The sequence below is a fragment of the Streptomyces sp. NPDC020362 genome (assembly GCF_040642095.1).
Lineage (GTDB): Bacteria > Actinomycetota > Actinomycetes > Streptomycetales > Streptomycetaceae > Streptomyces.
The window spans coordinates 1-13,184 of the sequence record NZ_JBFAET010000028.1 but is presented as its reverse complement, the minus strand read 5'-3'; the positions used below and the strand labels follow the sequence as shown (position 1 = coordinate 13,184).

The following is a 13,184-nucleotide window of genomic DNA, read 5'->3' as shown; positions in this document are numbered from 1 at the left end:
CGCCCGCATTCGGATGACGTGTCCCTCTAAAGGCTGCTCAATCAGGCAGCGGGCATGCGGTATGTCTCCTTTCGGCCGATATTGACCGGTAATGAGTCAGTGGTCACCGAGGAGGCACGCCATGCGCGGAACCACGCACGCCCGATGGGCCGCCGGCGCGGCGGCAGCGGCGCTCGTGGCGACCGGCTGCGGGGGCGGCGGCTCGGGCGGCGGGGGCGGCGCCGGTGTGCTCAGCTCCTCCTGGGGCGACCCGCAGAACCCGCTGGAGCCGTCCAACACCAACGAGGTCCAGGGCGGCAAGGTCCTCGACATGGTCTTCCGGGGCCTGAAGCGCTACGACCCGAAGACCGGCCAGGCGAAGAACATGCTCGCGGCGAGCATCGACACCAAGGACTCGCAGAACTTCACGATCAAGGTCAAGGGCGGCTGGACCTTCTCCAACGGCGAGAAGGTGACCGCGAGGTCCTTCGTGGACGCCTGGAACTACGGGGCGAGCCTGAAGAACAACCAGAAGAACGCCTACTTCTTCGGTTACATCGAGGGTTACGACAAGGTCCACCCCGCCGGCGGCTCGCAGAGCGCCGACATGCTGTCCGGCCTGAAGGTCGTGGACGACCACACCTTCACCGTCAAGCTCAACCAGAAGTTCTCCAGCTTCCCGGACACCCTCGGCTACGCGGCCTTCGCCCCGCTGCCCCGCACCTTCTTCACCGATCACTCGGCCTGGCTGAGCAGGCCGGTCGGCAACGGGCCCTACAGCATCGAGTCCTATACGAAGGGCTCGCAGATGGTCCTGAAGAAGTGGGACGGCTACCCCGGCGAGGACAAGGCCCAGAACGCCGGCGTGACCCTGAAGGTCTACACCGACAGCAACACCGCCTACACCGATCTGCTGGCCGGCAACCTCGACCTCGCCGACGACATCCCCGCCTCGCAGCTGAAGAACGTCAAGGGCGATCTCGGCGGCCGGTACATCAACACCCCGGCCGGCATCATCCAGACCCTCGCCTTCCCCTATTACGACCCCGCCTGGAACAAGCCGGGATCGGACAAGGTCCGCACGGGTCTGTCCATGGCGATCAACCGCAAGCAGATCACCGACACGATCTTCCGCCGGACCCGTACCCCGGCCACCGACTGGACCTCGCCCGTGCTCGGCGCGGCCGGCGGCTTCAAGGAGGGGCTGTGCGGCCCGGCGTGCGACTACAACCCCAGCCAGGCCAAGAAGCTGATCCAGGAGGGCGGCGGGCTCCCCGGCGGCCAGGTGAAGATCACGTACAACGCGGACACCGGCTCGCACCGGGAGTGGGTCGACGCGCTGTGCAACTCCGTCAACAACGCGCTCGGCAACGACAGGGCCTGCGTCGGCAATCCGGTCGGCACGTTCGCCGACTTCCGCAACCAGATCGGGCAGCACAAGATGAGCGGCCCGTTCCGGGCGGGCTGGCAGATGGACTACCCGCTCATCCAGAACTTCCTCCAGCCGCTCTACTACACCGACGCCTCCTCCAACGACGGCAAGTGGTCCGACAAGGACTTCGACAAGCTGGTCGACCAGGCCAACGCGGAGACGGACACCGCCAAGGCGGTCTCCACCTTCCAGCAGGCCGAGAAGGTCGTGCGGGACAACATGGCCGCCATCCCGCTGTGGTACCAGAACGGCAGCGCGGGCTACTCCCAGCGCCTGTCCAACGTCGCGCTGAACCCGTTCAGCGTCCCCGTCTACAACGAGATCAAGGTCAGCTGAGCGGCCATGGGGCGCTACGTCGTCCGGCGGCTGCTCCAGATGATCCCGGTGTTCGTCGGGGCCACGCTGCTGATCTTCCTGATGGTGAACGTGATGGGCGACCCCATCGCGGGGCTGTGCGGCGAGCGGGCGTGCGATCCGGCGACGGCCGCGCAGCTGAAGAAGGAGTTCGGCTTGGACAAGCCGCTCTGGCAGCAGTACCTGACCTATATGGGGAACGTCTTCACCGGAGACTTCGGTACGGCGTTCAACGGCCAGCCGGTCACCGAGCTGATGTCCACGTCGTTCCCCGTCACCATCCGGCTGACCATCGTGGCCATCCTCTTCGAGATCGTCATCGGGATCACGCTCGGCGTCCTGACGGGCCTCAGACGCGGACGTCCCGTCGACACGGGCGTGCTCCTCGCCACCCTGGTCGTGATCTCCGTACCCACGTTCGTCACCGGTCTGCTGCTCCAGCTGCTGCTCGGTGTCCAGTGGGGCTGGATCAAACCGTCGGTCTCCCCGGACGCGGCCTTCGGTGAACTGATCGTGCCCGGCCTGGTCCTCGCCTCGGTCTCGCTCGCCTACGTCACCCGGCTGACCCGCACCTCCATCGCCGAGAACCGGCGGTCCGACTACGTCCGAACGGCCATCGCCAAGGGCCTGCCCCGCCACCGGGTCATCACCCGGCACCTGCTGCGCAACTCCCTCATCCCCGTGGTCACCTTCATCGGCGCCGACATCGGCGCGCTGATGGGCGGCGCCATCGTCACCGAGCGGATCTTCAACATCCACGGGGTCGGCTTCCAGCTCTACCAGGGCATCGTGCACCAGAACACCCAGACGGTCGTCGGCTTCGTGACCGTCCTCGTGCTGGTCTTCCTGATCGCCAACCTGCTCGTGGACCTCCTGTACGCCGTACTCGACCCGAGGATCCGCTATGCCTGAGCAGCCGTACGAGTCCGACCGGGCCATTGCGGGGACGGGGGCGGGCGGCGCCATGGACCTCGCGACGAGCGAGGCGCAGACGCTGGAGAAGATCCCCGGAGGACCCGAGGGGACCGGTCCGGCCGGCAAGCCGCGCAGCCTCTGGTCCGACGCCTGGCGGGACCTCAGGCGCAACCCCGTCTTCCTCGTCTCCGCCCTCGTCATCCTCTTCCTGGTCTTCATCTCGCTGTGGCCCGCGGCGATCGCTCCCGGCAGCCCCCTCAAGTGCGACCTGTCCAAGGCCCAGGACGGGCCCGGGCCGGGTGCTCCCTTCGGCTACGACGGCCAGGGCTGCAACGTCTACACGCGGACCGTGTACGGCGCCCGTACGTCCGTCACGGTGGGCGTGTGCGCCACGCTCGGGGTCGCTCTCCTCGGGTCCGTGCTCGGCGGGCTCGCGGGCTTCTTCGGAGGCGTCTGGGACTCGCTGCTGTCGCGGACCACCGACATCTTCTTCGCCATCCCGGTCGTCCTCGGCGGTCTCGTCCTCCTCTCCGTGGTGACCAGTAATACGGTCTGGCCGGTCATCGGGTTCATGGTGCTGCTCGGCTGGCCGCAGATCTCCCGTATCGCGCGCGGCTCGGTCATCACCGCCCAGCAGAACGACTACGTGCAGGCGGCCCGCGCCCTCGGCGCCTCCCACTCCCGCATCCTGCTGCGGCACATCGCGCCCAACGCCGTGGCGCCCGTGATCGTCGTGGCGACCATCGCCCTGGGCACCTACATCGCGCTGGAGGCGACCCTGTCCTACCTCGGCGTCGGACTGAAACCGCCGAGCGTCTCCTGGGGCATCGACATCTCCGCCGCCTCCCCCTACATCCGCAACGCCCCGCACGCGCTGCTGTGGCCGTCGGGCGCGCTGGCGGTCACCGTCCTGGCCTTCATCATGCTCGGCGACGCGGTGCGCGACGCCCTCGACCCGAAGCTGAGGTGACGGCGCCATGCTGCTCGAAGTGCGCGACCTGCACGTGGAGTTCCGCACCCGGGACGGGGTCGCCAAGGCCGTCAACGGGGTGTCGTACGCCGTCGACGAGGGGGAGACCCTGGCGGTGCTCGGCGAGTCGGGTTCGGGCAAGTCGGTCACCGCGCAGGCCGTGATGGGGATCCTCGACATGCCGCCGGGGCGGATCACCGGCGGGGAGGTCCTCTTCCAGGGCAAGGACGTGCTGAAACTGAAGGAGGAGGAGCGGCGCAGGATCCGGGGCGCGGGGATGGCGATGATCTTCCAGGACGCGCTGTCCTCCCTCAACCCCGTGCTGTCCGTGGGCGACCAGCTCGGCGAGATGTTCGTCGTGCACCGGGGCATGTCGAAGAGGGACGCGCGGGCCAGGGCGGTCGAGCTGATGGACCGGGTGCGCATCCCGGGCGCGGCCCAGCGGGTCCGGGACTATCCGCACCAGTTCTCCGGCGGCATGCGCCAGCGCATCATGATCGCCATGGCGCTGGCGCTCCAGCCGGCGCTCATCATCGCCGACGAGCCCACCACGGCCCTGGACGTCACCGTGCAGGCCCAGGTCATGGAGCTGCTCGCGGAGCTGCAGCGCGAGTACCGCATGGGGCTGATCCTCATCACCCACGACCTCGGTGTCGTCGCGGACGTCGCCGACCGCATCGCCGTGATGTACGCGGGGAAGATCGTCGAGTCGGCGCCCGTGCACGACATCTACAAGGCGCCGGCCCACCCCTACACCCGCGGCCTGCTGGACTCCATCCCGCGCCTGGACCAGAAGGGGCAGGAGCTGTACGCCATCAAGGGTCTGCCGCCCAACCTGATGGACATCCCGCCCGGCTGCGCCTTCCACCCCCGCTGCCCGATGGCCCAGGACGTGTGCCGCACGGACGTGCCGCCGCTGTACGAGGTTGCCGAGGAACGCGGCAGCGCCTGCCACTTCTGGAGGGAGTGCCTGCATGGCTGAGCCGATCCTGGAGGTCAGCGGCCTCGTCAAGCACTACCCGCTGATGCGGGGGATCCTCTTCAAGAAGCAGATCGGTGCGGTGAAGGCGGTCGACGGCGTCGACTTCACCCTCGCCAAGGGCGAGACCCTGGGCATCGTCGGCGAGTCGGGCTGCGGCAAGTCGACCGTGGCGAAGATGCTGTGCCACCTGGAGCGGCCGACGGCGGGCTCGATCCGGTTCAAGGGCGAGGACATCACCGGGCTGTCCGGCAAGGCCCTCAAAGCCGTCCGGCGCAACATCCAGATGGTCTTCCAGGACCCGTACACCTCCCTCAACCCGAGGATGACGGTGGGGGACATCGTCGGGGAGCCGTACGAGATCCACCCCGAGGTGGCTCCCAAGGGCGACCGGCGGCGCAGGGTGCAAGAACTCCTGGACGTGGTCGGCCTGAACCCCGAGTACATCAACCGCTACCCGCACCAGTTCTCCGGCGGCCAGCGCCAGCGCATCGGCATCGCCCGGGGGCTGGCGCTGCGCCCCGAGGTGATCGTCGCCGACGAGCCGGTGTCGGCCCTGGACGTCTCGGTGCAGGCGCAGGTGATCAACCTGCTGGACCGGCTCCAGTCGGAGTTCGACCTCTCCTACGTCTTCATCGCGCACGACCTGTCGATCGTCCGGCACATCTCGGACCGGGTCGGGGTCATGTACCTGGGCCGGATCGTGGAGATCGGCAGCCACGCCGAGATCTACGACCACCCCACGCACCCCTATACACAGGCGCTCCTGTCGGCGGTCCCGGTGCCCGACCCCGCGGCCCGCGAACACCGCGAGCGGATCATTCTCACCGGCGACGTGCCCTCCCCGACGGCAATCCCCTCCGGCTGCCGCTTCCGCACCCGCTGCTGGAAGGCCCAGGAGCGCTGTGCCCGGGAGGTGCCGGCGCTGGCGGTCCCCGAGGAGTTCCGGCACACGGGCGGTCCCGCGGCCCATGACTCGGCCTGCCACTTCGCGGAGGAGAAGAGGGTCGTGGCCGCCGAGGAGCCGCCGAAGCCCGCACGGAACGGCAACGGGCCGGGATGACACGCGAACGGCAACGGGCCGGGACGACACGCGGAACGGCAACGGGCCGGGACGACGTACGGACGGCAACGGGCCGGGACGACATGGCGCGTCCCGGCCCGCTCACGGCACCCGCACGGCCGTACGCTGTTCAGACTCGCGCGTCCGTATATCGGTGCCGCTTCCATGAAGTTGCCTGCGTGTAAACGCAGTTCAGGGCGGTTTGCGGGCTATGCCAGGGAACGCTTGAGGAAGTCCACCTGGAGCAGCAGCAGGTTCTCGGCGACCTGTTCCTGCGGGGTCATGTGGGTGACGCCGGACAGGGGGAGCACCTCGTGCGGCCGGCCCGCGGCCAGCAGCGCCGAGGACAGGCGCAGGGTGTGGGCGGCCACCACGTTGTCGTCGGCCAGGCCGTGGATGATCATCAGGGGGCGGTCCGGTCCGGCGGGGGAGGACAGGCCGTCGTCGGTCACCAGCGAACTGCGGAGGTAGGCCTCGGGGTCCCGGCCCGGGTCGCCCAGGTAGCGCTCGGTGTAGTGGGTGTCGTACAGGCGCCAGTCGGTGACCGGGGCGCCGGCGATCCCCGCGTGGAAGACGTCGGGGCGGCGCAGGACGGCGAGGGCGGCCAGGTAGCCGCCGTAGGACCAGCCGCGGATGGCCACCCGGGACAGGTCCAGCGGGTAGCGCTGCGCGAGGTCCTGGAGGGCCTCGACCTGGTCGTCCAGGGAGAGCGTGAAGTCGCCGTGGACGGCCTTCTCCCAGGCCGGTGAGCGCCCGGGGGTGCCCCGGCCGTCGGCGACGATCACCGCGAAGCCCTGGTCGGCGAACCACTGCGAGGTCAGGTGCGCGTTGTGGGCGGCCACCACACGGGCGGCGTGCGGGCCGCCGTAGGGGTCGAGCAGCACCGGCAGGGGAGTGTCACCGGGGTAGTCCGTAGGCATAAGCACGGCGCACGGAATTCGGCGTGCGCCCCCCTCGGTGAGCGTCACGCCGGTGGACAAACCAGGATCTTCGGCGTACGACCGGACAGTCGCCGCCGGTTTTCCGTCACGCAGCACCTGGGCACGCGTGCCCGGCCTGTCGAGCGTGGCGGACACCAGGACCGTCACGTCCCCGGCCCGCACCGCCGAGTGCACACCGGGCTCCTGCGACACGCGCTCCACGCCGAGTTCGTTCACCCGGTAGACATGGATCTCGCCGGTCTGCGGGGACTCCGCCTCCTCGCCCGCCGAGGCCGTGACCAGCACATCACCGGGGCTCACGTCCAGCACTGCACGGATGTGCAACTGCGGGCCCGTCAGCGGACGTTCGCCGACCGTCAGCACCCGTGCCCCGCCCTCGTCCGCGATCCGGACGAGCTGTCCGGACGGATTCCAGCACGGTACTCCGGCGAAAAGTTCCAGCCATGTTGGATCTTCATCCGCGTGCACCATCCGGGTCGCCCCGGAGTCCGGGTCCACCGCCAGGAACAGCTGGCTGCGCTGGTCCCGCGCCTGCACCAGGAGCAGCGGCGCCCCCGCCTCTGACCAGTGCACTCGCGCCAGATACGGATAGCGCGCACGGTCCCAGACGACCTCGGTGCGGGCGCCTTCGAGACCGATGACGAACAGGCGCACGTCCGCGTTCTCCGTGCCCGCCGCAGGGTAGGCGACGTGGTCTGGCTCACGCTCGGGGTGGGCCGGATCCGCGATCCACCACCGCCGCACCGGCGTGTCGTCCACGCGCGCCACGAGCAGCCGGTCCGACTCCGGGGCCCACCAGAACCCCCGCGAACGCGACATCTCCTCGGCCGCGATGAACTCGGCCAGCCCGTAGGTGACCGCGTCCGACTCCGGCCCGGCCAGTGCCCGGTCGTCCTCGCCCTCGGCGCCCACCACCCGCAGGGCACCCTGCGCGACGTACGCCACGTGCCGCCCGTCGGGCGCGGGCCGCGGGTCGATCACCGGCCCGGGCGCCGGGAGTTCGCGTGCCGTGCCGGCGCGCAGCTCGGCCGTGAAAAGCCGCCCTGACAAGGCGAAAGCCGCCAACTCCACGGCCGCGTCGGTGGCATAGCCGACGATGCCGGCGCCACCCTCCCGGCTGCGCTCCCGGCGTGCCCGCTCCTCGGGCGAGAGCTCTTCCGAAGCGCCGTGCAGGAGGGCGTGCGGGGCGGCGGCGATCCGCTCCGTGCCGCTCACCGGATCGAGAATCCACAGGGAGTTGGCCCGGTCCGTGCCCGAACCGGAACGCAGGAACGCGACACGCGAGCCGTCGGGTGCCACGGTGAACGCACGCGGCGCGCCGAGCGTGAACCGCTGCGTGCGGGCGTGCCGACGGGGGAAGGAGTCAGCCTCGGTCGTCATACCCCGACCATATTGGCCATGCGCCCCCTTGTGCGGCCGTGCGCCGAGCGATGCGCGAGCACGGATAGTTATGATCACTACCGCTGAGTGGGTATGAACCTGCTGGCGCGTGCATGGATTTGATCTACCGATCTACAACCGAGTCACAACCCCCATAGTCCGAACCCCCCGTGTACCTGGGATCTTTGGAGGTGAGCCGCCGTGGCACTCTCGATTTCGGCGGTGGTGCTGCTGGCGATCATCGTCTTCCTGCTGATCAAGAAGTCAGGGCTGAAGGGCGGCCATGCGGTGGTCTGCGTCCTGCTCGGCTTCTATCTCGCCTCCTCGACGGTCGCTCCCACGATCAGCGAGCTGACGACGAACGTCGCCAGCATGATCGGAAGCATCAAGTTCTGAGACGGCCTCCCCACGGTTGGATAGTTGCACTATCTTCCAGGCGTGGACCAGTTGATCGTCGATGATCCGACCCGCATAGGCCCGTACCGTCTGATCGCCCGGCTGGGCGAGGGCGGCATGGGCCTCGTCTATCTGGGGCGTGACGAGGGCGGACGCACCGTGGCCGTGAAGGTCGTGCAGGCCGAGTACGCCGGGCACCACGAGTTCCGCAGGCGCTTCGCCCGTGAAGTGGCCGCCGCGCGGCGGGTGGACGGGAGCTGGACGGCGGCCGTGCTCGATGCCGATCCCGAGGCGGCCGTCCCCTGGGTGGCCACCCGGTACATCCCGGGACCCGACCTGCACACCGTGGTGGCCGAGGACTTCGGCCCGTTGCCCGAGTACTCGGTGCGCGTCCTCGCGAGCCGTCTTGCCCTCGCTCTGCAGGCCGTGCACGAGGCGGGCCTGATCCACCGTGACCTCAAGCCGTCCAACGTCCTCGTCACCGTCGACGGCCCGCGCGTCATCGACTTCGGCATCGCACGGGCGATGGACAGCCTCGCCGGCGACAGCCTGCACACCCGCACCGGCATGCTGATCGGCTCTCCCGGCTTCATGTCGCCGGAACAGGTCCGCGGCCTCGAACTCACCCCCGCCAGCGACGTGTTCTGCCTCGGCGCCGTCCTCGTCTACGCCGTCACCGGGCGCCTCCTCTTCGGCGCCACGGAAACCGGCCTGAACGCCCACCTCTTCCGGGTCGCCGAGGAGGAGGCGGACCTGACCGGCGTGCCGGAGCCGCTGGTCGATCTCGTCCGCGCATGCCTGCACAAGGACCCTGCCGAGCGGCCCACCCCTCGGCAGGTGGCAGAGCGCACGGTGACGGACGGGGCCGAGGAGTGGCTTCCGGGCTCGGTACTGGCCCAACTCGGCCGCCATGCGGCCCAGTTGCTGGACTTCGCCCCCGCGCCACGCGCCGAAGCCCCGGCGGATGCCTCCGTGGATGCCCGCGCCGCACAGCCGGACCCGCGCATCGCGCTCGCCCAGGCCCAGATCCAGGCCCAGGCCCAGGCCCAGATCCAAGCCCCGGCCCAGGCGCAGCTCCAGCCATCGGCTTCGCCGCCCCCGCCCCCCGCGTACGCTCCGACGGCTCTCGTCGCGGAGGTCGAGTCGCCCCCGGGCCCGCACCCCAGGCGCTGGTGGGGTCTGGCGGCGATCGTGCTGGCGCAGCTGACGGTGCTGTTCGGAACGTCCACCGTCGACCTGGCGATGCAGTTCATCCAGGCCGAACTCCACCTGGACGCCGACGGCCCGGTCGGGATACCCCAGCTCTACGGGATCGCATTCGGCGGTCTGCTGCTGCTCGGCGGGTACCTCGCGGACCTCGTCGGGCGCAGACGGACACTGATCGCCGGCCTGTTCGGATTCGCGGCGGCCGCCGTACTCGGCGGTTCGGTCGCCACCTCCGGCATGCTGGGCGCGGCCCTCATCCTGCAGGGCGCCTTCGCCGCGCTGCTCACCTCGTCCGCGCTCGCCCTGGTGAGCACCGGCTTCACGGACCCGAAGGAACGCCGCAGGGCCTTCGGGATCTACGTCGCGGTCAGCATCGGCGGTACGCCGCTCACGATGCCCGTGGCCGGAACGCTGCTGGACTGGCTGAACTGGCGTGTGTGCGAGTACGCCGTCGTCCCCCTCGCCGCGATCGCCCTGGTCGGCGTCCTCACGCTGGTGCACGACCGCCCCGGCCGAACCGGCGCCTCCTTCGACCTGCCCGGGCTGCTGCTCGGCTGCGGCGCGGTCACCGCGCTCACCTTCGGCCTCGGCGGGACCCGGTCGCCCAACCACCTGGTCGTGGTCCTGCTCGTCGGCGGCTCTGTCCTGCTCGTGACCTTCCTGTGGTGGCAGACGAGGACGTCGAGCCCGCTCGTCGCGCCGTACGTCCTGAAGGACCGCAGCCGTATCGGCGGCCACCTCGTCATGATCCTGTCCGGCGCCGCCGTCTTCACCCTCGTCGCCGCTCTGGACTCCTACTTGCGATACGTCCGCGGCTATTCCCCGGAGATGATCGGGACGGCCTTGCTGCCCCTGGGCCTCGCGGTCGTCATCGGCGCCACCCAGGTCTCCGCACGGCTGCTGCACCGCGCCGCACCGCGTGTCCTGATCGTGGCGGGCCTGCTGACCACGGCCTGCGGGCTGGTGCTCCTGACCGGCCTGACGGCGGACGGAGGCTATGCGACCCAGGTGCTGCCGGGCATGCTCCTCGGCGGCCTCGGTATCGGCATGGCCTTCATGCCGGTCTTCGTCCTCGCGACGGACGCGGTGGCCCCGCAGCACTCCGGCGGGGCGTCGGCAGCCGTCACCACGACCCAGCACCTGGGCGCAGCGATCGGCTCGGCGCTGGTCTCCGCGGTCCTCGGCACCGGCCTGGACTCCTGGTCGCCGGGCGGAGCGCCCGGTGTCTACACCGCCGCCTTCTGGGGCGCGGCCGCCGGCGCCGTGCTCGCGGCCCTGGTCGCCGGCCCGCTGGTCACGGCGCGGAAGGCCGCGACGGGGTAGCCGGCCCGCCGGTCCGGCTTCCGCAGGTCCGCCCCTGGTCGCTGCCGGGACTGCCGAACCGGTCGTCCGGGGCCATCGGCATGACCGCCGAACCGGTCGTGCGAGGCCGTCGGCATGATCGCCGAACCGCTCTTTCGGGCCCGCCCGGCACGACCACCGGCGCCGTCGTCACCGTCCTGGTCGTGCCGAACGCAGCGAGAAGCGGTCGGGAGGTGGCAGGCAGCAAGCAGGGCGCCTCGTAGGGTGGTCCCATGACGGAATTGCCCGCCCGGCGTCTGCTGCTGGTGCACGCACACCCGGACGACGAGTCGATCAACAACGGCGCGACCATGGCCCGGTACGCGGCCGAGGGCGCCCATGTGACCCTGGTCACCTGCACCCTCGGTGAGCGAGGAGAAGTCATCCCGCCCGCGCTGCGGCATCTGACCGGCGCCGCCCTGGGCGCGCACCGGCGCGGCGAGCTGACCGCCGCCCTGCGTGAGCTGGGCGTCGAGGACGCCCGGCTGCTCGGCGGCGCGGGCCGCTACGGCGATTCCGGGATGATGGGCATTGCGGACAACGAGGATCCGTCCTGCTTCTGGCAGGCCGACGCGGACGCCGCCGCCGCCTCTCTCGTGGAGGTGATCCTGGAGGTCCGCCCCCAGGTCCTCGTCGCCTACGACGACAACGGCGGCTACGGCCACCCCGACCACATCCAGGCGCACCGCGTCGCCATGCGTGCCGTGGAACTGGCGGCCGAGCAGGGGCACGAGATCGCCAAGGTCTACTGGAACCGGGTCCCGCGCTCCGTCGCCGAGGCCGCCTTCGCCCGTCTGGAGGACGAGCTGCCCACACTGCCGTTCGAGAAGAGCGGCTCGGTGGCCGACGTGCCGGGCGTGGTCGAGGACGAGCGGATCACCACCGCCGTGGACGGCACCGCCCATGCCGCCGCCAAGGCCGCCGCGATGCGCGCCCACGCCACCCAGATCGAGGTCGCCCCGGACCGGCCGTACTTCGCGCTCTCCAACGACCTGGCCCAGCCGCTGTTCACCACCGAGTACTACGAGTTGGTGCGCGGGACGGGGCGGCCCGGTGAGACCGACCTGTTCGCCGGCATCGAGGAGGCGTGATGAGCGACGCCGGACGCGGCTCGATGCTCGCCCAGCCGCTGCAGCGTCCCCCCGCCGGGCGGATGGCCGCCTATGTCGGACTGTTCCTGCTCGGCGCGCTCGTCGGACTCGCCGGGAGCCTGGTGCAGGCCGCCTGGTTCCCGGGCGGGCTGCTGCTCGCCCTCGCGGGTGCGGCCGGGACGTTCGTCGGCGGGGCGTACGCGCTCGGCGGCCGGGGCGGGGCGGTCGCGCCGGTCGTCGGCTGGATCATCGCCGTCATCATGCTCGTCAACAGCCGCCCGGAAGGCGATTTCCTGTTCGGCGCGGGAGGCGGCTCCTACCTCTTCCTGCTAGGCGGCATGGCCCTGGCTGTGATCTGCGCCACCCTTGCTCCGGGGCGGCAACCCCGCGACGGCTCTGCCCGACTTGGCAAGTGACGTACCACTTCGCCGTGCGACGCACGTGCGAGTCCGGTGTGGGTTTCCTCGGCGGTCATGGGATGCGCGCCAGACGCGGACAGTATGGTGGTGCGCGCCGCCGAGCTGCCCGCCGAGGACGTAACGGGCGGTGGAGCCAACCGGGAGAACCTGCCTTGAGTCGTGAAACTGACACTCCGTCCTCCGGGCCCAACGGGCGCGGCGGAGCCGCATACCCTTCGGGGACGCCCCCGTACGGCACCCCCATGGCTTCCGACGCCGGTACGGACGGGGGCCGTTCGGCCACCCAGCCGGAGGAACGCAAGACCGAGACCACGCTGACGACCCGGATCCGGATCAACATCCCCGGATCCCGGCCCATCCCGCCGGTCGTCGTGCGCAAGCCCGTCTCCGACGGCGAGGCCGCCGCGGACGAAACGGGCGCCGAGACGCGGCCGGCCCCGGCCCCCGCGCCGCCCAAGAGCGCCGCCGCGCCGCCCGCCGAGCCCGCGCCGCAGGCCGAGGAGAAGGCCAGCGACTGGTTCGCGCCCCGCAAGTCCGGCGCGCCCAAGGGCGGTCCGGGCGGCGGCGGCACGAACGGCGCCGGGACGCCCGGCGGTTCCGCGGCCGCCCCGAGCACCCCGAGCCCCCTGCCGGGCAGCCCGGCAGGGTCCGGTGCCACCGGTGCCCGCCCCGGCGGCGGACGCCCCGGCGGGGTGGTCGGCTCCATGGGCGCGCCGGG

At 70.8% G+C, this 13,184-nt stretch carries 10 protein-coding genes and 1 pseudogene; 10 read left to right on the top strand and 1 reads right to left on the bottom strand.

All coding sequences use genetic code 11. The annotated features are described in order from the left end of the window. Positions 1 to 121: 121 nt before the first annotated feature. Genes AB0H32_RS13960 through AB0H32_RS13940 form a run of 5 tightly spaced genes read left to right on the top strand, consistent with a single transcriptional unit; the run spans position 122 to position 5,692 of the window. Complete coding sequence (locus AB0H32_RS13960; RefSeq protein WP_361119113.1) at positions 122 to 1,747, top strand: ABC transporter substrate-binding protein; 1,626 nt, start codon at positions 122 to 124, stop codon at positions 1,745 to 1,747. 6 nt (positions 1,748 to 1,753) lie between these two features. Continuing rightward, on the top strand, positions 1,754 to 2,677 hold the full coding sequence (locus AB0H32_RS13955) for an ABC transporter permease (protein WP_361119111.1): 924 nt from the start codon (positions 1,754 to 1,756) through the stop codon (positions 2,675 to 2,677). Beyond that, positions 2,670 to 3,650 (top strand): ABC transporter permease, encoded by a 981-nt coding sequence (locus AB0H32_RS13950; protein ID WP_361119109.1) that lies wholly within the window; start codon positions 2,670 to 2,672, stop codon positions 3,648 to 3,650. The genes AB0H32_RS13955 and AB0H32_RS13950 overlap by 8 nt, the downstream gene beginning before the upstream one ends. A 7-nt stretch (positions 3,651 to 3,657) precedes the next feature. Then, the gene (locus AB0H32_RS13945) at positions 3,658 to 4,632 is read left to right on the top strand and encodes an ABC transporter ATP-binding protein (protein ID WP_361119107.1); all 975 of its coding nucleotides are present in this window, start codon (positions 3,658 to 3,660) and stop codon (positions 4,630 to 4,632) included. After that, positions 4,625 to 5,692 (top strand): dipeptide ABC transporter ATP-binding protein, encoded by a 1,068-nt coding sequence (locus AB0H32_RS13940; protein WP_361119105.1) that lies wholly within the window; start codon positions 4,625 to 4,627, stop codon positions 5,690 to 5,692. The genes AB0H32_RS13945 and AB0H32_RS13940 overlap by 8 nt, the downstream gene beginning before the upstream one ends. Before the next feature lie 209 nt (positions 5,693 to 5,901). Here the strand turns inward: AB0H32_RS13940 and AB0H32_RS13935 are convergent, their stop codons facing one another. Beyond that, positions 5,902 to 8,013 (bottom strand): alpha/beta fold hydrolase, encoded by a 2,112-nt coding sequence (locus tag AB0H32_RS13935; RefSeq protein ID WP_361119103.1) that lies wholly within the window; start codon positions 8,011 to 8,013, stop codon positions 5,902 to 5,904. A gap of 201 nt (positions 8,014 to 8,214) precedes the next feature. Here AB0H32_RS13935 and AB0H32_RS13930 point away from each other — a divergent pair, with 201 nt between their 5' ends. From AB0H32_RS13930 to AB0H32_RS13910, 5 genes and pseudogenes are all read left to right on the top strand, one after another. After that, positions 8,215 to 8,409 (top strand): hypothetical protein, encoded by a 195-nt coding sequence (locus tag AB0H32_RS13930; RefSeq protein WP_161287201.1) that lies wholly within the window; start codon positions 8,215 to 8,217, stop codon positions 8,407 to 8,409. Between the two features lie 42 nt (positions 8,410 to 8,451). Then, on the top strand, positions 8,452 to 10,938 hold the full coding sequence (locus tag AB0H32_RS13925; RefSeq protein WP_361119101.1) for an MDR family MFS transporter: 2,487 nt from the start codon (positions 8,452 to 8,454) through the stop codon (positions 10,936 to 10,938). 251 nt (positions 10,939 to 11,189) lie between these two features. Further along, a complete protein-coding gene (mshB, locus tag AB0H32_RS13920; RefSeq protein ID WP_361119097.1) occupies positions 11,190 to 12,047 on the top strand; it encodes an N-acetyl-1-D-myo-inositol-2-amino-2-deoxy-alpha-D-glucopyranoside deacetylase in 858 nt (285 codons plus the stop codon). Beyond that, positions 12,047 to 12,463: a DUF6113 family protein gene (locus AB0H32_RS13915; protein WP_361119095.1), complete on the top strand. Its 417-nt coding sequence runs from the start codon at positions 12,047 to 12,049 to the stop codon at positions 12,461 to 12,463. The genes mshB and AB0H32_RS13915 overlap by 1 nt, the downstream gene beginning before the upstream one ends. Positions 12,464 to 12,618: 155 nt before the next feature. Beyond that, positions 12,619 to 13,184 (top strand): annotated as a pseudogene (locus AB0H32_RS13910) (hypothetical protein); the annotation flags it as partial.